This is a genomic window from Acinetobacter schindleri, from assembly GCF_010918895.1.
Lineage (GTDB): Bacteria > Pseudomonadota > Gammaproteobacteria > Pseudomonadales > Moraxellaceae > Acinetobacter > Acinetobacter schindleri.
Genome location: NZ_CP044483.1, coordinates 2,435,592 through 2,457,206, shown reverse-complemented (window position 1 = coordinate 2,457,206; position 21,615 = coordinate 2,435,592). Strand labels below are relative to the sequence as shown.

Sequence of the window (21,615 nt, the reverse complement as noted above, 5' to 3'; positions counted from 1 at the left end):
GATAGTACTACTTGTAGGTACTAGCGACTGTTTGGGGTTGTATAGTCAAGTAATTAAGTGCATGTGGTGGATGCCTTGGCAGTCAGAGGCGAAGAAAGACGTGATAGCCTGCGAAAAGCTCCGGGGAGGCGGCAAATATCCTGTGATCCGGAGATGTCTGAATGGGGAAACCCACCTGGTATAAGCCAGGTATCGTATGATGAATACATAGTCATACGAGGCGAACGGAGGGAAGTGAAACATCTCAGTACCTCTAGGAAAAGAAATCAATTGAGATTCCCTCAGTAGCGGCGAGCGAACGGGGAACAGCCCATTAAGTCATATCAGTTTTAGTGGAATGCTCTGGGAAGTGCAACCATAGTGGGTGATAGTCCTGTACACGAAAGGGCTGATATGATGATGTCGAGTAGGGCGAGGCACGTGAAACCTTGTCTGAATATGGGGGGACCATCCTCCAAGGCTAAATACTCCTGACTGACCGATAGTGAACCAGTACCGTGAGGGAAAGGCGAAAAGAACCCCTGTGAGGGGAGTGAAATAGATCCTGAAACCGCATGCATACAAGCAGTGGGAGCCAACTTGTTTGGTGACTGCGTACCTTTTGTATAATGGGTCAGCGACTTATATTCAGTAGCAAGGTTAACCGTATAGGGGAGCCGTAGGGAAACCGAGTCTTAATAGGGCGTTTAGTTGCTGGGTATAGACCCGAAACCGGGTGATCTATCCATGAGCAGGTTGAAGGTTAGGTAACACTGACTGGAGGACCGAACCCACTGTCGTTGAAAAGCCAGGGGATGACTTGTGGATAGGGGTGAAAGGCTAATCAAACTCGGTGATAGCTGGTTCTCCCCGAAAGCTATTTAGGTAGCGCCTCGGACGAATACCATTGGGGGTAGAGCACTGTTTCGGCTAGGGGGTCATCCCGACTTACCAAACCGATGCAAACTCCGAATACCAATGAGTACTATCCGGGAGACAGACTGCGGGTGCTAACGTCCGTAGTCAAGAGGAAAACAATCCAGACCGCCAGCTAAGGCCCCTAAATTATAGTTAAGTGGGAAACGATGTGGGAAGGCATAGACAGCTAGGAGGTTGGCTTAGAAGCAGCCACCCTTTAAAGAAAGCGTAATAGCTCACTAGTCGAGTCGGCCTGCGCGGAAGATGTAACGGGGCTAAAACTATATGCCGAAGCTGCGGATTTACACATTAGTGTAAGTGGTAGGGGAGCGTTCTGTAAGCCGATGAAGGTGGATTGAGAAGTCTGCTGGAGGTATCAGAAGTGCGAATGCTGACGTGAGTAACGACAAAGCGGGTGAAAAACCCGCTCGCTGAAAGACCAAGGGTTCCAGTCCAACGTTAATCGGGGCTGGGTGAGTCGACCCCTAAGGCGAGGCCGAGAGGCGTAGTCGATGGGAAATTGGTTAATATTCCAATACTTCTGTTTAATGCGATGAGAGGACGGAGAAGGTTAAGTCAGCCTGGCGTTGGTTGTCCAGGTGGAAGGTTGTAGGCATGTATCTTAGGCAAATCCGGGGTACTCTATGCTGAGAACTGATAGCAAGCTGTACTTGTACAGTGAAGTGGCTGATACCATACTTCCAGGAAAAGTCTCTAAGCTTCAGTTAAACAGGAATCGTACCCGAAACCGACACAGGTGGTCAGGTCGAGTAGACCAAAGCGCTTGAGAGAACTCTGCTGAAGGAACTAGGCAAAATGGTACCGTAACTTCGGGAGAAGGTACGCTGCCGGCGGTGATAGGACTTGCTCCTTGAGCTGTTGGCAGCCTCAGAAACCAGGCCCCTGCAACTGTTTATTAAAAACATAGCACTCTGCAAACACGAAAGTGGACGTATAGGGTGTGATGCCTGCCCGGTGCTGGAAGGTTAATTGATGTGGTTAGCGCAAGCGAAGCTATTGATCGAAGCCCCAGTAAACGGCGGCCGTAACTATAACGGTCCTAAGGTAGCGAAATTCCTTGTCGGGTAAGTTCCGACCTGCACGAATGGCATAATGATGGGGGCGCTGTCTCCAGCAGAGGCTCAGTGAAATCGAAATCGCCGTGAAGATGCGGTGTACCCGCGGCTAGACGGAAAGACCCCGTGAACCTTTACTGCAGCTTGACATTGAACTTTGATCTTACTTGTGTAGGATAGGTGGGAGGCTTTGAAGTCGCGACGCTAGTTGCGATGGAGCCGTCCTTGAAATACCACCCTGGTAATATTGAGGTTCTAACTCTGTCCCGTTATCCGGGACGAGGACCATGTCTGGTGGGTAGTTTGACTGGGGCGGTCTCCTCCTAAAGAGTAACGGAGGAGTACGAAGGTGCGCTCAGCGTGGTCGGAAATCACGCGTAGAGTATAAAGGCAAAAGCGCGCTTAACTGCGAGACCCACAAGTCGAGCAGGTACGAAAGTAGGTCTTAGTGATCCGGTGGTTCTGTATGGAAGGGCCATCGCTCAACGGATAAAAGGTACTCTGGGGATAACAGGCTGATACCGCCCAAGAGTTCATATCGACGGCGGTGTTTGGCACCTCGATGTCGGCTCATCTCATCCTGGGGCTGAAGCAGGTCCCAAGGGTATGGCTGTTCGCCATTTAAAGAGGTACGCGAGCTGGGTTTAGAACGTCGTGAGACAGTTCGGTCCCTATCTACCGTGGGCGCTGGAAATTTGAGAGGATCTGCTCCTAGTACGAGAGGACCAGAGTGGACGAACCTCTGGTGTACCGGTTGTGACGCCAGTCGCATCGCCGGGTAGCTATGTTCGGAAGGGATAACCGCTGAAAGCATCTAAGCGGGAAGCCTACCTCAAGATAAGATTTCCCTGTGACTTTATGTCACCTAAAGAGCCGTTGAAGACTACGACGTTGATAGGTTGGATGTGGAAGCATAGTGATATGTGAAGCTGACCAATACTAATTGCTCGTGAGGCTTGACTATACAACACCCAAACAGTTGTTGTATCAAGCATCAATTGATTCGATATTAAGCAAAGTAACTTGATTTAGTTAACGCTTAAGAACAAAATATACAACTCAAGTATCCCTGTTAATGAATTCTATTTGGTAGAAAGCTCAGGCATCTAAATAAGACCTAAGTGAGTATCCATAAACAGTTGTGCTGGCGACCATAGCAAGAGTGAACCACCTGATCCCTTCCCGAACTCAGAAGTGAAACCTCTTAGCGCTGATGGTAGTGTGGGGTTACCCATGTGAGAGTAAGTCATCGCCAGCTCATTATTCTAAACACCCCCTGTCAAATGACAGGGGGTGTTTTTTTATGTCTAGGATTTAAGAAAGTATCTAAATATTGATTTTTAATCTAAACCCATAGCAGAAAATCTGCACACTATATAAATTCATAGTGGTTGCTATCTTCTAGGATGGATTCCCTGTAATCGATTTTAGTAGTTTTTTTAGCTGATGCTAAGTGCTGTATCGCTATTAAATACGTACCTACAGTGCCTAGGAGGACGGGTGGAAGGTGAATAACTTTGTTTTACCTACCACCCTGGTGATAATAAAACGTTTTGCGAGCTATCGGTAGATAGACTTGTAGCTAGATGGACTCAAATGCCTTATATGAAGGGTATTGATATCTACGGTGTATATTTCATAAAGGATTAAAGATTTACATATAAATATTATTTCTAGTCATATGCTGTATGTTTACATAGAAATAAAAAACCAGCTCAAAGCTGGTTTTTTATTAGATGGATAATTTAAGCAAACACTTTCATAACCTGATCTAGAAGTACCCATAGGATCACAATCGCCACTACAGGCTCTGCAATTTTTGCCCAAGTTGGCGCATTGACTACAACCACATCTTCAACGTCATGTTCTAGGGACTGATTGTTTTGGCTGACCATCTGATTAAACTCCTTCATCGTTGCCTCCAATGATAGCTCTTCTTGTGGCATTGGTTTAGAGCCTTTCAGTTCTAACAGATTATTTGTTGTCCAAACCCAATCATCTGCTTGACCAGAAAGATGCTCGATCTGACCATATAACAGTTCCTGAATACTGTTCAGATTATGATTGCCGGTATCATGTAGCTGTTTAAGCTCTATGAGCTGAAGTTTGAAAATCTCATAAATATTAGCTTCTTGTACTTCACGAGAAAGAGTAGACTGATTGGATTTAAGTGTACTCAGATGACGGGCAATTTCCTGAATATATAGTTCATCAGGATGATTAATTTCATTATAGATCTTATTCGGATTAAGCTTCCATTCACTAACCAGCTTACCTAAAGTCAGCGCACTGATTTCGGCAATGTATGCACGACGTTCTTGCTTTGGATACTGACTTAGAAGCTCAGGCTTTTGAGTTTCTATCTGTTCAACAAAATATTGTACTAAATCAAAAGCCATTCACTTACTCCGTTCTTATTTAATCTAATAACCTGAGGCTTGGTTTTTTCTTTGGTGTTTCAGGTTCTTCTTCAATGTTTGATTTTAAAGCATCTTCTTCAGTTTGTGTATGCTCATATTCATTTGGATCAAAGAATAGTCCCTGACCATTTTCACGTGCATAGATACCTAGTACCGCAGCCATTGGTACATAAATATCACGTGATACACCACCGAAACGTGCTGAGAATGTAATCGCGTCATTGCTCATATGTAGCGCATGTACGGCGTGCGGTACGATATTTAGAATGATCTGGCCATCTTTAATAAACTGTTCTGGAACCATGGTATTTGGACGCGTAGCATCAACCAACAGGTATGGTGTCATATTGTTATCACAGATCCATTCATAAATCGCACGAGACATATAAGGACGTGTAGGCGTGAGGTTGAATTCCTGTTCAGACATAATGAGTACTCGATTAATTTGATAACTGGGCAGCGTAGCGGTTCTTTTCCTGCAACGTCATTGATTTGATAAAAGCAGGACGGCTAAAGATTCGCTGGCAATACAGATAGAATGGGCGGCATTGCTGTTTAGGTAATTCTACACCCATACTGTGCAAACGGATAAACATCGGCGCAAGCATGCAGTCCAAGATACTGAACTGCTCTGACATGAAATAGGGAAAGTGCTGAAATAGTGGCATCAGGGATACCAGAATATCGCGAAGCTGTTTTTGCGCCTGAGCTTTCGCAGCGGGATCTAAAGAATCCGGGTGTTTGAGCATGATATCGGCCAGTTTAAGCCAGTCATGTTCGAAGCGCCATAGATATTGGCGTTGCTCGGCTCGCGGCATCGGTGCATCGGCATAGAGCTTGTTCTGACGATAGCGATCATCAATATATTCAGAAATAATCTGGCTAATAAATAATTTCAGATCATTTTCAATCAGCATCGGTAGCTGATTATAAGGATTTAGACTGGCCAAGTCCTCATCGTCACTATCGACCAAGATTAAATGATATTTAATTTGTTTTTCGGTAAGAACGTAGCGAATCCAATGGGAACGAAAGTCATCGGCATGGCTATATAAGGTGATTCCTTGAAGTGGCGCGCTTTCGACTGACATAAATCCTGAGCAAATTTTAGTGAGTAGAATAGGATACTAAAAATCAACCTAAAAAGCACGAAGCATAAAAGACCAATTGGCTTTTGACAGGGTAGATTATAAGAAAAAATGAAAGGAGCAGAACAAGATGATCATGAATTTAGGTTTAATCATAGTGTTTGTGATTATAGGTATAGCCAACTATTATCTGACCAAGTCCTTCTGGTGTCATGAAGGGGTATGGGGTAAAGATGTTCATGAACAATAATATATACAATTCTATTCAGTGGTAAATTTAAAGCCATAAAAAAACCCTGGAATAAACCAGGGTTTTTTGTCCGATTCGGTAAACGAATTAACGTTTAGAGAATTGAGGACGTTTACGAGCTTTACGTAAACCAAGTTTCTTACGTTCAACTTCACGAGCATCACGAGTAACGAAACCAGCTTGACGAAGAGCAGGTTTAAGAGTTTCGTCAGCAGCGATCAATGCACGAGTAATACCGTGACGGATAGCGCCTGCTTGACCACCGATACCACCACCAGCAACAGTGATGTAAAGGTCGTATTTGTTAGTTGCTTCAAGAAGTTCTAACGGTTGGTTAACAACCATACGAGCAGTCTCACGACCGAAGTATTGTTCTAAAGAACGGTTGTTAATTACGAGTTTACCAGTACCAGCAGATAGGAAAACACGTGCAGTTGCGGTCTTACGGCGACCTGTACCATAGTTTGTAGCCATGTGCTGTATCCCTTAGATGTCCAAAACTTGTGGCTGTTGAGCTGTGTGAGGATGCTCAGTACCAGCGTACACTTTCATTTTCTTGATCATTGCATAACCAAGAGGACCTTTTGGCAACATGCCTTTAACAGCGCGTTGGAAGATCTCTTCTGGTTTGTGTGCAACTAATTTCTCGAAGTTAGTTTCACGGATACCACCAGGGAAACCAGTATGGCGATAGTATTTCTTATCAAGTGATTTTTTACCAGTCACTTGAACTTGCTCAGCATTAATAACAACGATGTAATCGCCAGTGTCAACGTGAGGAGTATAAGAAGTTTTGTGCTTACCGCGTAAACGACGAGCGATTTCCGTCGCAAGACGGCCTAGAGTTTTGCCAGAAGCATCAACAACGTACCAGTCGTGTTGAACTTCAGCTGGCTTAGCGCTGAGAGTTTTCATTAAACCACTACCTATTATAGTTGGTTTGGACGGTGGAATCTGTCCAAACAAAAGGAGACGAGATTCTAAACGAATACGTGAAGAATCACAAATGAAAATTAAAAATTTCAAGCGCTGTATTTTATATAATCTACGAGCATAAGGGAAGAAAAATTAAGCAGAATGCATAAAAATAACTGGCGAGATTTGTAACGCAGATTTCTCTGAGAATCACCACAGTCCAAAACACTGTACAGATCGCTGCACGCAAGCCTGTTTGAAACAGGCTATACTATTGAAGGCTTTAGTGAATAGAGAAGAAGATGCTGCCTTTATATGTCACCAGCGGTGAACCTGCCGGAATTGGTCCTGATATCTGCTTGAGTCTGGCAAATCGGGTTGATGAGCGTCCGATTGTGGTACTTGCGGATCTGGAAATGTTGGGTCAGCGTGCCCACCAGTTAAATCTGGCAATAGAGCTGATTGAATATAAGGGACAAGAGTCTTCTTCTGAAGAAGGTCAGCTCTATGTAGAGCATGTACCTTTAAAACAACAAGTGATATTGGGTGAGCTCAATAGCCATAACGCTGCTTATGTATTGGAACAATTACGTCGTTCAGCTGACTATGCCATGATTGGGAAAAGTGTTGGTGTAGCAACAGCACCAGTGCAAAAGTCAGTCATTAATGATGCCGGAATTCATTTCAGTGGGCATACTGAGTATTATCAGGAATTTGCTGGTGTGCCTCGTGTGGTGATGATGCTGGCAACTAAAACCTTACGTGTCGCTTTAGCAACAACGCATCTTCCGTTACGAGCAGTCGCGGATGCAATTACGCCTGAGCGTCTGCATCAGGTGATTGATATCCTGATTCATGATTTGAAATCAAAATTTAAAATTGAGCATCCGCATATTTTAGTCTGTGGTCTGAATCCTCATGCCGGTGAGGGGGGGTATCTCGGTATGGAAGAGATTGACGTGATCAATCCAGTATTGGAAACTTATCGTGCTCAAGGCATCAATATGAGCTTGAGCTTACCTGCTGATACCTTATTTACCCCAGAAAATTTAAAAGATGCCGATGCTGTTTTAGCCATGTATCACGATCAGGGCTTACCTGTGTTAAAATCGCAAGGCTTTGGTGAAGCCATCAATATTACTTTGGGCTTACCGTTTATCCGAACTTCTGTTGATCATGGCACAGCACTCTCCCTCGCAGGTACAGGCCTTGCGAAAAGCTCTAGCTTACATGTCGCTGTGGATTTGGCGCTGGATTTAGCGCGTCAGTGATCTTGTCTTTATTACACGTTGGAAATGTCTATGTATCAGATTAATGCCTTAAACCCAAAAGATGAAGGGCATCACACGCGTAAGCGTTTTGGTCAAAACTTCTTACATGACCAACGTGTCATTGCCAAAATTGTCCGTTCAGTCAATCCGCGTGCAGGCGAAAATATTGTTGAAATTGGTCCAGGTCTGGCCGCTTTAACTTCACCTTTGATTGGTGAATGTGATGCTTTAACCGTTCTGGAGCTTGATCGTGACTTGGCTGCAGGTTTGCCGGGTCGTGTGCCGCATCCTGAACGTCTAACGATTATTGAAACAGATGCATTGAAGTACGACTTCACCAATTTATTTGAAGAAGGTCGTCCATTACGTGTAGTTGGTAATCTGCCATATAACATTTCGACACCATTATTGTTCCATCTCCTGGAATTCGGTGACAAAGTTAAAGACATGCACTTCATGCTGCAAAAAGAAGTGGTCGATCGTATTACCGCTTCACCGAATACTAAAGAATATGGCCGTTTGTCGGTGATGATTCAGTATTACTGCAAACCGACATTCTTGTTTGAAGTGCCACCAGGTTCGTTTACTCCACCTCCAAAAGTGACTTCTGCGGTATTCCGTTTAGAACCCTATGACGTTAAACCGATCGTGGCGAAAAATGAAAAAGCTTTGGCACGTCTGGTATCCCACGTATTTACCCAGCGCCGTAAAACTTTGCGTAATAGTCTGAAAGGCATGTTGGTTGAAGATGGTTTTGAAAAGGCAGGTGTAGACCCAATGGCACGTCCAGAGACTCTGACACTTGCTCAATTTGTGGCTTTATCTGATCAAATGGTAGCTTAAAAAGAATGACTCGCACTGTTCGATACAATTATGTGATTGGTGATGTGCAAGGCTGTTTTGAGGCCTTGAAGGCATTACTGAAAGAAATCCGCTTTGATCCGGATCAGGATTTTATCTGGTTTGCGGGTGACCTGGTCGCTCGGGGTGAAAACTCGCTGGGCGCGTTGCGCTTCATTAAAAAGTTGGTCGATAATGGTGTCGCTGCAACAGTGCTGGGCAACCATGATTTGACTTTATTGGCTTATGCACGCGGCATTAAGCCGATTAAAGACAAGGACAATGTCCGTGATGTGATTGATGCCATTGACAGTGATGATCTGATTGACTGGCTGCGGAAACAGCCTATGTGTCTGTTCCCGAATGAACAGACAGTGCTCACGCATGCCGGTATTCCTAAAGTTTGGGATGTTGCCAAGACTGCCGAGTTAGCCAAAGAAGTAGAAGCAGTCATAGGTCATGATGATTTTGAAGTCATGGATGCGTTCCTGAGCGATATGTTTGGTAAAGAGCCAGCACTCTGGTCAGATGAGTTAGAGGGGCATGAGCGTATACGTTGTATCGTGAATTACCTGACGCGGATGCGTTTAACCGATACAGAAGGACGTTTAGAATACAGTTTTAAAGACTCTCTGAATGATCCAATGCCGGAAGGCTTCAGGCCCTGGTTTGAGTTTGAGTCGAAAGCTGCCAAGACGCATCAGATTATCTTCGGGCATTGGGCAGGATTACAGGGTAAGACGATTTCCGAACATGTTCAAAATGTCGATGGTGGCTGTGTTTGGGGTAATCAGTTGCTGGCTTATCGATTAGAAGACCAGCAGATGTTCGCGGTTCATAATCCCGTGCTTTAAGATATCCAGAACTAAAAAGCCACGTTTCAACGTGGCTTTTTTATAGCAGAAATAATGTAAATTAATCCTGACGAATCCAGGTCTGACTACGGCCTAATGCCGATACACCGATATAGCCACGTAAGGTGAGACGCTTGCCAGTCGCATTCAGGCGAGCTTTGGCATCATAAACTTTGCCGGTCAGTGGATCGATGATCCGACCCTTATCATAGTTATTGGCTTTACCTACTTGTTTTAAGCCGGTAAGTACATCCATGCCTAGAATCGGTTGATTGGTATACGGTGCCGGGCAGTTGTTACAGCTTTTTTGTGGGGTATAACCAGGGCGAGGCGTTACTTTCACGATTTTACCCACGTAGGTACCGTTATTTTCTTGACGAATTTCAATAATGGCTTTAGGGGAGCCAGTTTTATCATCAATTTGTTGCCAAGTGCCGGTCAAATCCTGTGCAAAAGCTGACACAGCCATACATGCACCCATTAGCATCATTGCGATTTTAGATTTTTTCATATTAATCATCCCCATGTGGTTTGTTACAGACAGTCACTAGTTATTTTTTGATCAGTCTGCACTAAGAATTCAGTTGTGTTTAAGTCCCATGACCGAAACTTGAGTATGGTCATACAAATTTAAGGAATTTCCATCGACAGCGACCTGATTAATCAGGTCATGAATATGTATATCGGATACTGATTGCAGCGTAGCGTTTCCAGCATGATGTAATGCAGTGAATTTCAATTTGTTGAAGGCTTCTGGCTCCAGTATTTCAAATGAGTACTGAGTGGAGGGCAAATGATCAGCACCTTGTTTTCTTGGCTTATTACCAAAAAGTGGGTGGGATAATGAGTTGCCTAAATTTCTAGATAAGCCACCTCTATTATATTTCGCCGATTTAATCAGGATCATGGCCGGATCTGTCTTGTCATGCATCTGCTGCCAAATACTTATCCAATTCTCTCCACAAGAAATTGGGTTTAAAGCAACACCAGATGTCCTGAAAACACTCATTGTTTTCATTCAATTTCCTTGTATTTCAAAATCAAATATCCATTTGATTTGCTTCACTCTTGCTGTATATGAAGTTTTAATACACAAAGACTAAAAAATCTATATGTTTATTATTCATACAACCTTATATAAAAAAATGCAAGTTGAATATAGGCAGAGATTCATACTTAAGTCTTAAAGATTATAACAATATTCTTGTTAGTGGAAACGTGATTTTTAACCCATATTGAATTATGTATAGGAAAGTGAGAGAGAAATATTTAAAATAACTGACCAAAGAGACAGCGTGTAGCCAAGTTAAAAATAGGGTAGATTTAGTAATATTAAAACGATTGAAAGGATTATAAATATATAAAATTACTGAATTAAAATCTGTCATTTAGGTCAATTTAATTACTGGTATGAAACTTAAATGAATTTATGAAGTGACTAACTTGTCATTAGAATTTAATAGTTCATATTTCTATCTAAATCGATATAAGAATAAAATGACTATATAAAATAGATATAGTCATCCAAAAATGACGATGTGGTCAGATTAAAGATTCTGAAGATATAGAATAAAAGTCGGTAGCCAGAGGGCCGTAAAGACAGCATTCACTGCCATACCAAATGCTGCGTATCGACCTGCAACACTACCACGCTGCCAGGCTTGCGCTGTGCCAATCGCATGAGCGGCAAGGCCCAGTGCAAGACCAGAAGCACGTTCGTCATTGATATGACGCAGAATAAGGGGGGAAAACGCAGCTCCAATGACACCAGACAGAATTACAATCAGAATCACCAGGCTAATTGGTGCATCTAGTAAAGTCGCGATATTAATCGCAATTGGGGTAGTAACTGCACGAGTGGCAAAGGCCATGATGTCACCGGCTGCCATATGTAACAGATAAGCGAGTCCCATGGGCAGGGCAACTGCACTGATACTGGCGAAGATCAGAATTCCAATCACACCTTTTAATGGCAGGTCATCATAGCGCATCGCTGCCAGAGGAATTGCCAAGGCCACCGTAACATAGCCTAAAAGACGGTTAAACAGGGGATTGGTGTCTTCTGTATAATGTTCATAAGGAACACCCAGTACAAACAGAATAGCCAGCACGAAGAACATGCCAAAGACAATGACCGGAATTTTAGGAATCACACGGTTACATGGTTTAGCCGCAAGATAGGCCACTAGCGTGATCAGGAAACCATAGAGTACAGATAACATAATGATCTCCTAAAGCCAGCGCTTGGCCATTTTTGCATAGACCCATAATGGAATGAGCGTACTAACAAACAGAATTAGCAGAAAGGCTGGAATTTTATGTCCCATATGCACCAGCATCATCAATGAGCCGGCACTGACAGGTAAAAATGCAAAGGCACTTTCTTTCATAATCTTGTTATTGGTATCTACCAGTCGGGCAGGAATTTTGCTCCAGCGACGCCAGCTAAACAGGACGATGAGCAGGCTGATCAAACCGACCAGATTGCCTAATTCAGGGTGCTCTAGCTGGGTCATGATCCATACTGCTGCTTCCCGAAAGACAATAATTAGAAGCAGCGTGCCGATCCATGCTGGCCAATCTATATGCTTAATCCAGTTCATTTTAGAGTCTATTTAATTTGATTTATCGAGTTTTAGTCGATCTTACGCGGTATTTCAAATTCTTCAAGTGGCCGTTGAAACTGAACTGCTTGCTCACCCAAAATATCTTCTAGGGATAGATGTGCCTGGCGGATGATCTGTGCCAATTTCTGTGGAGCAATACTGACCTGCAAATGCAGCTGACCTTGCTCGTCATAATGTTCGGACTGAATCACGTTCAGATCATAAAGTTGATTAAGCAGTTTGCCATGTGCAGGCTGTAACTTAAGTTCAAACTTTTGCAGTTCTCCCATCAACGCTTCATGTACCGCCTTACGTAGCAGGTCAATCCCTTCTCCAGTGTGAGCAGACACATACACCCGTTCTGGCTGATTAGGTTTGTGATAGATAATCTTGGCGTCTTCACCGCTTTGGTCAATTTTATTATAGACACGAAGTACTGGAACATTAGCCCCGATTTCCTTGAGCACACTTTCTACTGCATCAATTTGTTCCAGAATTTCCGGACTGCTGGAGTCAATCACGTGTAGCAACAGGGTGGCTTCTAAAGTTTCTTCCAAAGTCGCTTTAAAAGATTCCACCAGGGAGTGAGACAGGTTACGCACGAATCCTACCGTATCTGCCAGTACTACAGTGCCAATGCCTTCCCAGTCCAGACGGCGCAAGGTTGGATCCAGAGTGGCAAACAGCTGATCAGCTGCATAAACATCGCTATCTGCAAGAATATTAAACAGGGTAGATTTACCGGCATTGGTATAACCAACCAGAGAAATGGTAGGTACAGCAGCTTTCTGACGGGCTACACGACCTTGCATCCGGGTTTGACGGACTTTATCCAGTCGGGCTTTCAGTTGCCCCATCCGTACACGCAGCAAACGTCGGTCAGTTTCTAATAAAGTTTCACCAGGGCCACGTAAACCAATACCCCCTTTCTGGCTATCCAGATTGCCACGACTACGAATCAGGCGGGAAGAAAGATGCTGTAACTGGGCCAGTTCGACCTGTAATTTACCTTCATAAGTGCGAGCGCGCAGCGCGAAAATATCCAGAATGAGTTCCGTACGGTCCACCACCCGACATTTAACGACACGTTCAAGGTTACGTGCCTGAGCAGGGGTCAGGGTATGGTCAAAAATCACCAGATCAGCTTCAAGAGCTTCAACTTTTTCTGCAATTTCCTCAGCCTTGCCGGAGCCGATAAAATATTTAGGATCGGGTCTTAAACGCTGAGCATACATATGCTCAAGAATTTCTGCCCCTGCTGAACTGGCCAACAGGTGAAATTCTTCTGCATCCAGATCCTCCAGCATCTGCACGGTCACACTGACCAGAATGACACGATCTTTGGCACGATGCTGTTCAAAATATTCCACTCAGTCCACACTCTACTTAAAAACTTTTTTAATAGAATTCATTTTAGTGGAAAAAGACAGGGACAGATAGCATTGCTCTGTGAGTTTTGGATTAGAGTGCAGCAACAAAAAGTTGAGCAAGGCCGACTAAAACAGCCGCATAGAATGCGGTTGCCACAAAAATGTATTTCAGTGCTTGTGTGGGTTGAAGGGTTTCAACCGTAACCTTTGGATCTTGCTGCATGATAAAACTCCATAATTTACTCATTCAATGGAAATGTAATAATTCATCGTTTAATTGAATAAAAATTGCAAAATTTAATCCGTCTGAACGGTTTTTATAATCAATGCATGTTCAGAATGAACAGTATAGAATGGTAAAGATACGTGAAGATGATGACCTGAATCGACCTGGAAATAGTGATCCTTGTATGCACTCGACTATAAATAATGAAACATCTGAAATTCGTGGTTTAGCAAAATTTTTGCTCTATAGCAGAAAAATGGTTGCCTCTGTCGCAGCGGTGAGTGAAGGGTTCTATCTAGTTTACCGACACGGTTTATACAAGAATCCGAATAATCCACATAACACGCGATATGTGCAGTATTTCTGTCGTCAGCTATGCAAGGTATTTAATATTGAAGTGCAGGTACATGGCACTATTCCACGAGAACCCGCACTTTGGGTGAGTAATCATGTGTCCTGGCTGGATATTGCAGTACTCGGTTCTAGTGCACGGGTGTTTTTCCTGGCTAAAGCCGAGATTGAACAGTGGCCGCTGCTCGGAAAACTGGCGAAAGGCGGGGGAACTTTATTTATCAAGCGTGGGTCGGGAGATTCAGTCCGGATCCGTGAGCAGATTACCGGATTTTTAAAACAGGAAATTCCAGTGCTGTTTTTCCCTGAAGCCACCACTTCAGATGGACGTGCAATCAAGAAGGTCCATGGCAGGATTCTAGGTGCAGCAATTGAAGCAAAGCGCCCGGTACAGATTTGCCTGATTTGTTATGTCAATCAGCAGGGGGAACTGGATACGGTCGCGCCTTTTATTGGTCAGGTCGGTTTCGCTGAGCATGTACGTAAAGTGTTAGAGATGCCAAATGTCACGGCACATTTAATGGCTTTACCGGGCATTTCTACAGAAGGTCATACGGTGGATACGCTGACGCCGTTGGTGCAGGAAAAGATGAATGAAGGTCTGAAGTATTTACAGAATAAAGTCCTGAAAACACCCTTGGAAGTTACTGCATCAGTTTCATAGGTAAAACAAACAGAATTATTTTCCAAAAACTAAAATGAGCGTTTAGTGGCGCTCATTTTTTTATGTGCAGCATTCAGTAGTTTGTTGTTTTAACCAGTGTGATCCAGACGTGAACCTAGGGTTTCGAGATGCATCGGGAAAACATTATTTTTACGGTCTTCAAAATAATGACGTAAGGTCCTTTCTACACTCGGGAATGCCAGTTCTGCCCAAGGAATATCCACTTCGTCAAACAGGCGTGATTCAATGGTTTCTTCACCAGCACCAAATTTGCCTTCCACCAGTTGAGTTTTAAACAGCACATAAATCTGACCGATACGTGGAATATTGTACATACAGTACAGCTGTTCGATTTCCACTTCAGCTTCGGCTTCTTCACGGGTTTCACGTGCTGCGCCTTGTTCCATGGTTTCAAACAGTTCCATATAGCCGGCAGGTAAAGTCCACAGGCCATAACGAGGTTCAATCGCACGTCGGCATAGCAGTACTTTGTCTTCCCAGACCACTAGGGATCCGCAAATAATCTTTGGATTAATATAATGAATAAAACCACAGGAGCTGCAGACATGACGAAGTTTTTGATCACCTAAAGGTATTTTTTCAGTTGTCTTATGTCCACAGGCCGTACAGAAGTTCATATTCATCATCAATGACAAAAAGTAGACTCAGGATAACTGAAAAATTGAAATTTGGCATCAATTCTATCCTCAGGAATCAAAAATCAGCTATGATGAAATCATAATGAGAATGAGGAAAGCGTGGATGGATGAACGCAATTTAACACACAGATTACAGCAACGTTTGCGCTTTTCCAGGCGGATTCAGCCAGCGCATGCTGCCGTGTTAATTGCGATTACGGATGAGTCGGATCCCAAGGTCTTACTCACCCGCCGTTCGGCTTATCTGTCTAATCATGCCGGTGAGGTTTCTTTTCCGGGCGGTAAGCGTGATCCGCAGGACACCAGCAATATCGTCGTAGCGCTACGCGAAGCCTATGAGGAAACCGCACTGAACCCTTTCGATGTGCAGCTCATTGGTGATCTGCCCATGCAAAAGGCACGAAATGGCATGTTGGTAAAACCGATTGTCGGACTGATTCCACCGAAAGTTCAGCTGGTTCCACAACCCACTGAAATTGACCGGATTTTCTTTGCCTCACTGCGGCATTTACTTGAAGCCAAACCCACACCTTATGAAGTACGCTTTGCCCAGCAGTCCTTATATTTCCCGAGTATGCGCGTGGAAAATGAAGTGGTCTGGGGGCTGACTGCGCGTATGCTGATTTCTTTATTTCAGTATGGCCTCGACTATAAAAAAGACTGGCCATTCTTACTTAATTCACCAGCTTTTAAACGATCAAAATTCTTTCAGGACTGAAGAGGATATTCAGGCATGTTGTACAAATTTCAGGGACATTCTCCAAAAGCGCTGCAACCACCATGGGATGGTTGGGTCGCACCCACAGCGACCGTGATTGGTCAGGTTGAATTGGGCAAACAGGTCAGTATCTGGTTTGGCGCCGTGGTGCGTGGTGATAACTGCAAAATCCATCTTGGGGACTATACCAATGTGCAGGAAAATGCCGTACTGCATACTGATGCGGGGATTGAAATGCATATTGGTGATTATGTGACGATTGGTCATCAAGCCATGCTGCATGGCTGTACCATTGGTGATAATAGCCTGATCGGGATTCAGGCTGTTATTCTCAATAATGCCGTGATTGGTAAAAACTGTATCATTGGCGCGAATGCGCTGATTCCGGAAGGAAAAGTGATTCCGGACAATTCTGTGGTAATGGGATCGCCGGGTAAGGTGATAAAAACCCTAGATGAAGATACTGTACAAAAGCTGAAAATGAGCGCACTGCATTATGCTAACCATTTTCAGAAGTTCCAGCAACTGGAACAGGTTGAGCTTTAAGCAACTCATCTACCTGTATTTATTGACCCGGCGATGGCCAGGTTTTTTTGTATCTGTTTCGGGAAAATCTCGCGTAGCGGATATGAGTGGAGTATCATATCCGCGTTTTTTATATTCTCTGAATTAAGGTTGTGCATGAAAGTGCTGGCATTGGAAACTGCCAATGAGCAGTGTTCCGTTTCTGTGATTGATGACACTCAAGAATTATTTTTCCAACTTGATGCGCGCGCAAAGGCACAAACGCAAACAATTCTCCCAATGATCGAGCAGGCTCTAAAAGATTTAAGCCTGGCGGTTTCTGATTTGACGGCGATTGCATTTAGTCGTGGACCGGGTTCATTTAGCGGTGTACGTATTAATGCCGCGGTAACACAAGCTTTGGCGTGGTCAAATGACCTGCCAGTGGTACCCGTTTCGACCTTGCAGGCTTTGGCACAAGCGGCATACCGTTTGCACGGTCTGTCAGAAGTGACTGCGGTACTCGATGCGCGTATGAATGAAGTTTATATCGCCAGCTATCAGCTGGATGCTCAAGGCATCATGCAACCAGTAGATGAAGAACAGTTGCTTGGTTATGAACAGGGTAGCGCCACAGTAAAATTTGCTGTAGTCGGCTCAGGCGCTCATCTGGTCCAATCAGAAGAGACTGAATACAAGAATGTTACTGCGACTGCACAGGATATTGCCACGATAGCGCGTGTGGCAGCAGCATCAGAAAACTGGGTTAGTGCTGAATTGGCACTGCCGGTCTATTTACGCGATAACGCATGGAAAAAAATTCCAGAACAAGGCAAAGCATAATTAATCAGGATTAAGCATGGATCTATTACTGCTGCTGAAAGCGGCAATCATGGGTATTGTTGAGGGTATTACTGAGTTCTTACCGATTTCCAGTACAGGGCATTTGATTCTGGCTTCAGAATTAATGAATTTTTGGACCAAGGAAAAGAGTGATGTTTTCGTGATTGCCATCCAGATGGGGGCAATCGCAGCAGTGATTTATGAATACTGGACACGTCTGTGGGGAGCCGCTACCGGGATTGTCAGTGGTGAACCACAAGGACGCCGTCTCGGTATTGGTCTGATTCTGGCTTCGATTCCAATCATACTTATCGGGCTAACTTTTGGTCAAACTGTGAAAGAGTTGCTATTCAACAATATTGCAATTGCGATTGGCTTGATTGTCGGTGGTCTGATCATTATTTGGATTGAAAAGAATCCACCTCAAGTCCGTGCCCAAGAAGTTGAAGACTTGACCATTAAAGATGCTATCTGGATTGGTCTGATTCAGGTTTTATCGCTGATTCCAGGTACTTCACGTTCTGGTGCTACCATTATCGGGGCGATGTTCCTGGGAGTATCACGTAAGGCAGCGACTGAGTTTTCCTTCTTTCTGGGTATCCCGGTAATTGTCGGTGCAGGCCTGTTAGACTTATACCAGAGCTATGACGTGTTTAGTGGGACTCAGGACTGGGTGGTACTTACTGTTGGTCTTTTAGTGTCCTTTATTTCAGCATTGTTATTGATCCGTGCCTTAGTCGCTTATGTCGCGAAGCGTGATTTCATGATTTTTGCCTGGTACCGTATTGTATCGGGACTGCTCATTTTATTGTTTGCATACACAGGCTGGACATTATGGTAAGCGAGATTCGCTTATACACTGAAACTGCATATATCGAGAAAGCACAGCACTTTGAGGCTGTGCTTTCTTCTCGTGGTGTACAGGTTCAGATTGAGACCGTAGAAAAACTCAATGCGCGTTTCTTTCGCCTGAATCCCGAACTGGCACTGTGTGTTGATGCGGACGGTTTATGGCTATCTGCCAATGGCATGAAAATGCAACCGGACTGGAAAGCGGAAGTGGGGCGTTTAAAACGTGCTTCACTGAAGTCGGAAATGATTGCACGTGCTTGCAACCTGGGTGAAAAGCCGACCCTAATTGATGCGACTGCCGGTCTTGGTCATGACAGCCTGTTGATGGCACATCTTGGTGCGCATGTCACTCTGGTCGAACGTCATCCGATTCTGTTTACCTTGCTGGAAGATACCCATACGCGTGCGCAGAATGATGCTTTCCTGAATCCGGTTGTATCGCGTATTCATCTGGTCTTCTCTGATTCTGCTGACTATTTAATCCAGCAGGCAGCAGAAAGCGCCATGGTGGATGTCGTTTATCTGGATCCGATGTTCCCGCAGCGTGACCAGAATCAGCAGGCACCCAAGAAACAGGCACAGGTGAAAAAACAGATGCAGCTATTGCATATGCTTTTGCCTGAAGATGGTGAAATGGACCTTGGCGATAACCTGCTGGAACTGGCACAGAAAATTGCTAAACGGGTGGTGGTGAAGCGTCCGCGTCTTGCCGTTTTTCTGGCTGATAAAGCACCCGATCATCAATGGCAAGGGGATGCTTGTCGCTTTGATGCGTATTTTCAGCATGATCTTGTAGCTGAATAAGATAATTGCTTCAAAATTCGCCAAGGATTTGTTATATAGTTAAAAATAGCATTGATAAAAGTCCTATCAAGCATAAACTTATTCTGCGAATTAGCGAGCCACTTCATCTCCCCGAAATCCTATGATCGACTTCAAACCATCCATTAATTTTTGGCACGATTTTAAGAGCAATCAAATTGCCGGAATATGGTTGTTTCTGGGGTCGAGGCGTTCCCTGCAAATGGTACGTCCCTCCATTCTTCAACTGGTGTTCTGGGGCATTCTGGGTGGTTGTGCCAACAGCCTGTTCAGCTGGCTCAGTTCAGGCCGGATTGGGGAATTTAACTCCCAAGGTCTGGTTAGCTACGCACTCTGGCCTTTTATTGCCCTGATTGTCGGGATTTTTCTGTCACAGCGGATCAATAATCCGCGTTTGATGCTGGTGCCGGCCTTGCTCTGGCTAGTACTGGATACGCACATCATGCTGTTCCAGTGTCTGATTCAGTATCTGGGCGATCTCGACTATCTGCCGTACATCCTGTATGACTATATCCCGACCTTATTTGTGATGCTGTTTGTCTGGCAAAGTCTGGCTGTGGTCTGGGTATTCTCACGTGAACTGAAATGGCCGTGGTGGGAACGGGCACTAATTATGCTGGCAACCCTGTTTACCTTGGTCGTTTGGCAGATTTCTGTCAAAGATCAGCCGATCTGGAAAGTGGAAGAAGTCCCGCCCAGCTTTGCTGAAGATGCCTTCTATGCACAACCTAATTTACTAAACAAAGCGCTGGATTCTATTGAATATGGCGAGTTTGCGCAGTCACACTGGTATTTTGTGGGTGTGGCAGGTGCAAGCTATCAAGATGTATTCTATTCAGAGATTGAACGGATCAAGGAACAGTTTGATACCCGCTTTGGAACCTTTGGTCGTTCGATTGCCTTGGTAAATCATCCAGCAGCCCGCACCGAGATGCCAATTGCTTCCAAAACCAGTATGGAACTGGCTTTACGCCGTATTGGCCAGCAGATGAACCGTGAAAGTGATGTGCTCTTCCTGTACATGACATCGCATGGTTTGCCAAACGTATTTGAAATGGAAAATGCACCGCTAGATCTGGCACAGGTCGATCCAAAGTGGCTGCGTGACACGCTGGATGCATCCGGTATCCGCTGGCGAGTCATTGTGATTTCTGCCTGTTACTCCGGCAGCTTTGTTTCTGCACTGCAAAATGAAAATACTTTGGTCATCACCGCTTCAGCCGCTGATCGCCAGTCTTTTGGCTGTTCCAATGAAGCTGACTATACCTACTTTGGTCGTGCTTTCTTCGATGAGGCGATGCGTGAGCAAAACAGCTTAAAGGAAGCTTTTACACAAGCCAGCCAGACGGTAGCGAAGTGGGAAAGTGCACAAGGTTTTGAACCGTCTGAACCGCAGTGGGTCATCGGTAAGAATATGGAGTTGATGTTACCTCAGCTTGAACAACGTCTTTTCCCGCCAGCGACAACAGCTTCAGCTTCCCAGCCAGTCGCTTTCGCGCCCTAAACCGATCAATGACTTTAGAAAATAGAAAAGGAATCATGATGGAACTGCTACAGAATAATAGAAGTTTTGAAGGTGAACAGCGAATCTATCGCTTTGATTCTAAAGTGTTAAAAAAATCAGCGCGCTTTGGTATATTTCTGCCGCCGCAAGCCTTGGCAGGACAAAGCTGTCCAGCGTTATTCTATTTGGCAGGTCTGACCTGTACTGAAGAAACCTTTGCGATTAAAGCGCATGCGCAGCGTCTGGCAGCACAGCTGGGCCTGATTCTGATTACACCAGATACCTCGCCACGTGGTGAGGGGGTAGCTGAAGGAGACAACTGGGACATCGGACAGGGTGCCGGTTTCTATATCAATACAACGCAGTCTCCTTGGGCTGAACACTTCCAGATGGAAAGTTTCATCATGAATGAGCTTTATCCCTTGGTAAATGAAGAGTTTGAGATCCAGTCGGGCAGAATCGGTATTTTTGGACATTCGATGGGTGGTCATGGTGCCTTAACCTTGGCATTTAAATATCCAGAAAAATTTGTCTCTGTTTCTGCCTTCGCTCCGATCTGTGCACCAAGCCAATGTCCTTGGGGTGAAAAGGCCTTTAGCAATTATTTAGGTGAAGATCGTGCAGAATGGGCCAAACATGATGCGACTGAACTGGTCAAAGCCAAAGGTGCACTTTATCCGGATATCCTGATTGACCAAGGCTTTAATGATCAGTTTTATAGCCAGCTGAATCCTGCCTTATTCCAGCAAGCTTGTGATGCCGCGGGACAAAAGCTTACCTTACGTGAACATCAGGGCTATGATCACGGTTATTACTTTATCCAAAGCTTTGTTGATGATCATCTACAGTTCCATGCGGTACAGCTCGAAAACTGATTTTTAGCTA

The 21,615-nt window shown here is 44.5% G+C and carries 23 protein-coding genes and 2 rRNA genes; 13 read left to right on the top strand and 12 right to left on the bottom strand.

Translation table 11 applies throughout. The features are described 5' to 3' along the window. Positions 1–43 precede the first annotated feature (43 nt). A 23S ribosomal RNA gene (locus tag FSC11_RS11790) occupies positions 44–2,937 on the top strand. Between the two features lie 179 nt (positions 2,938–3,116). Beyond that, positions 3,117–3,231 (top strand): 5S ribosomal RNA (gene rrf, locus FSC11_RS11785). A gap of 487 nt (positions 3,232–3,718) precedes the next feature. On the opposite strand, the gene FSC11_RS11780 is transcribed toward rrf, so the two are convergent. The 5 genes from FSC11_RS11780 to rplM all read right to left on the bottom strand — a co-directional run bounded on the left by FSC11_RS11780 (position 3,719) and on the right by rplM (position 6,646). Next, on the bottom strand, positions 3,719–4,372 hold the full coding sequence (locus FSC11_RS11780) for a hypothetical protein (protein WP_004811309.1): 654 nt from the start codon (positions 4,370–4,372) through the stop codon (positions 3,719–3,721). A 19-nt stretch (positions 4,373–4,391) separates the two neighbouring features. After that, positions 4,392–4,820 (bottom strand): ClpXP protease specificity-enhancing factor, encoded by a 429-nt coding sequence (locus FSC11_RS11775; protein ID WP_004811307.1) that lies wholly within the window; start codon positions 4,818–4,820, stop codon positions 4,392–4,394. Between the two features lie 13 nt (positions 4,821–4,833). After that, a complete protein-coding gene (locus FSC11_RS11770) occupies positions 4,834–5,484 on the bottom strand; it encodes a glutathione S-transferase N-terminal domain-containing protein (RefSeq protein ID WP_004811304.1) in 651 nt (216 codons plus the stop codon). A 334-nt stretch (positions 5,485–5,818) separates the two neighbouring features. Continuing rightward, entirely contained in the window at positions 5,819–6,205 is a 387-nt protein-coding gene (gene rpsI, locus FSC11_RS11765; protein ID WP_004811301.1) for a 30S ribosomal protein S9, read from the bottom strand. Between the two features lie 12 nt (positions 6,206–6,217). Continuing rightward, positions 6,218–6,646 carry a 50S ribosomal protein L13 gene (gene rplM, locus FSC11_RS11760; protein WP_004811299.1) on the bottom strand — a complete coding sequence of 143 codons (429 nt, stop codon included), beginning with the start codon at positions 6,644–6,646 and terminating at the stop codon, positions 6,218–6,220. A gap of 302 nt (positions 6,647–6,948) precedes the next feature. Between rplM and pdxA the strand changes: the two genes are divergently transcribed. From pdxA to FSC11_RS11745, 3 genes are read left to right on the top strand one after another with little or no spacing between them, the layout of a single operon-like run. Next, a complete protein-coding gene (gene pdxA / locus FSC11_RS11755; RefSeq protein ID WP_163167069.1) occupies positions 6,949–7,917 on the top strand; it encodes a 4-hydroxythreonine-4-phosphate dehydrogenase PdxA in 969 nt (322 codons plus the stop codon). A gap of 30 nt (positions 7,918–7,947) precedes the next feature. Then, on the top strand, positions 7,948–8,760 hold the full coding sequence (rsmA, locus tag FSC11_RS11750; protein ID WP_163167067.1) for a 16S rRNA (adenine(1518)-N(6)/adenine(1519)-N(6))-dimethyltransferase RsmA: 813 nt from the start codon (positions 7,948–7,950) through the stop codon (positions 8,758–8,760). A gap of 5 nt (positions 8,761–8,765) precedes the next feature. Then, positions 8,766–9,611 (top strand): symmetrical bis(5'-nucleosyl)-tetraphosphatase, encoded by an 846-nt coding sequence (locus tag FSC11_RS11745; protein ID WP_163167065.1) that lies wholly within the window; start codon positions 8,766–8,768, stop codon positions 9,609–9,611. A gap of 61 nt (positions 9,612–9,672) precedes the next feature. Here the strand turns inward: FSC11_RS11745 and FSC11_RS11740 are convergent, their stop codons facing one another. The 6 genes from FSC11_RS11740 to FSC11_RS16425 all read right to left on the bottom strand — a co-directional run bounded on the left by FSC11_RS11740 (position 9,673) and on the right by FSC11_RS16425 (position 13,810). After that, the gene (locus FSC11_RS11740; protein ID WP_163167063.1) at positions 9,673–10,122 is read right to left on the bottom strand and encodes a DUF2147 domain-containing protein; all 450 of its coding nucleotides are present in this window, start codon (positions 10,120–10,122) and stop codon (positions 9,673–9,675) included. Positions 10,123–10,191: 69 nt separating this feature from the next. After that, positions 10,192–10,629, bottom strand: coding sequence for a hypothetical protein (locus FSC11_RS11735; protein ID WP_163167061.1), 438 nt, complete (start codon positions 10,627–10,629; stop codon positions 10,192–10,194). Positions 10,630–11,158: 529 nt separating this feature from the next. Further along, a complete protein-coding gene (locus tag FSC11_RS11730; RefSeq protein WP_004811286.1) occupies positions 11,159–11,833 on the bottom strand; it encodes an LrgB family protein in 675 nt (224 codons plus the stop codon). 9 nt (positions 11,834–11,842) lie between these two features. Continuing rightward, positions 11,843–12,214 carry a hypothetical protein gene (locus FSC11_RS11725; protein ID WP_004811284.1) on the bottom strand — a complete coding sequence of 124 codons (372 nt, stop codon included), beginning with the start codon at positions 12,212–12,214 and terminating at the stop codon, positions 11,843–11,845. Positions 12,215–12,246: 32 nt separating this feature from the next. After that, positions 12,247–13,524, bottom strand: a complete 1,278-nt coding sequence (gene hflX, locus FSC11_RS11720; RefSeq protein WP_420867680.1) for a ribosome rescue GTPase HflX — start codon at positions 13,522–13,524, stop codon at positions 12,247–12,249. Between the two features lie 154 nt (positions 13,525–13,678). Further along, on the bottom strand, positions 13,679–13,810 hold the full coding sequence (locus FSC11_RS16425) for a hypothetical protein (RefSeq protein WP_260396356.1): 132 nt from the start codon (positions 13,808–13,810) through the stop codon (positions 13,679–13,681). Positions 13,811–13,997: 187 nt separating this feature from the next. On the opposite strand from FSC11_RS16425, the gene FSC11_RS11715 reads away from it, so the two are divergent. Next, positions 13,998–14,828 carry a lysophospholipid acyltransferase family protein gene (locus tag FSC11_RS11715; RefSeq protein ID WP_163167798.1) on the top strand — a complete coding sequence of 277 codons (831 nt, stop codon included), beginning with the start codon at positions 13,998–14,000 and terminating at the stop codon, positions 14,826–14,828. 89 nt (positions 14,829–14,917) lie between these two features. Here FSC11_RS11715 and FSC11_RS11710 read toward each other — a convergent pair whose 3' ends face one another. Further along, the gene (locus FSC11_RS11710) at positions 14,918–15,466 is read right to left on the bottom strand and encodes an NUDIX hydrolase (RefSeq protein WP_008304383.1); all 549 of its coding nucleotides are present in this window, start codon (positions 15,464–15,466) and stop codon (positions 14,918–14,920) included. Between the two features lie 124 nt (positions 15,467–15,590). Here FSC11_RS11710 and FSC11_RS11705 point away from each other — a divergent pair, with 124 nt between their 5' ends. The 7 genes from FSC11_RS11705 to fghA all read left to right on the top strand — a co-directional run bounded on the left by FSC11_RS11705 (position 15,591) and on the right by fghA (position 21,605). Then, a complete protein-coding gene (locus FSC11_RS11705; RefSeq protein ID WP_163167057.1) occupies positions 15,591–16,205 on the top strand; it encodes an NUDIX hydrolase in 615 nt (204 codons plus the stop codon). 15 nt (positions 16,206–16,220) lie between these two features. Next, the gene (locus FSC11_RS11700) at positions 16,221–16,751 is read left to right on the top strand and encodes a gamma carbonic anhydrase family protein (RefSeq protein WP_163167055.1); all 531 of its coding nucleotides are present in this window, start codon (positions 16,221–16,223) and stop codon (positions 16,749–16,751) included. Positions 16,752–16,886: 135 nt separating this feature from the next. Then, positions 16,887–17,552, top strand: a complete 666-nt coding sequence (gene tsaB, locus FSC11_RS11695) for a tRNA (adenosine(37)-N6)-threonylcarbamoyltransferase complex dimerization subunit type 1 TsaB (RefSeq protein WP_005221044.1) — start codon at positions 16,887–16,889, stop codon at positions 17,550–17,552. A 16-nt stretch (positions 17,553–17,568) separates the two neighbouring features. Beyond that, the gene (locus tag FSC11_RS11690; protein ID WP_004893246.1) at positions 17,569–18,393 is read left to right on the top strand and encodes an undecaprenyl-diphosphate phosphatase; all 825 of its coding nucleotides are present in this window, start codon (positions 17,569–17,571) and stop codon (positions 18,391–18,393) included. Then, on the top strand, positions 18,387–19,208 hold the full coding sequence (locus FSC11_RS11685; protein WP_071320886.1) for a class I SAM-dependent methyltransferase: 822 nt from the start codon (positions 18,387–18,389) through the stop codon (positions 19,206–19,208). The genes FSC11_RS11690 and FSC11_RS11685 overlap by 7 nt, the downstream gene beginning before the upstream one ends. Positions 19,209–19,329: 121 nt before the next feature. After that, positions 19,330–20,730 carry a C13 family peptidase gene (locus FSC11_RS11680; protein WP_163167053.1) on the top strand — a complete coding sequence of 467 codons (1,401 nt, stop codon included), beginning with the start codon at positions 19,330–19,332 and terminating at the stop codon, positions 20,728–20,730. A 38-nt stretch (positions 20,731–20,768) separates the two neighbouring features. Beyond that, the gene (fghA, locus tag FSC11_RS11675) at positions 20,769–21,605 is read left to right on the top strand and encodes an S-formylglutathione hydrolase (RefSeq protein ID WP_163167796.1); all 837 of its coding nucleotides are present in this window, start codon (positions 20,769–20,771) and stop codon (positions 21,603–21,605) included. Positions 21,606–21,615: the final 10 nt, after the last annotated feature.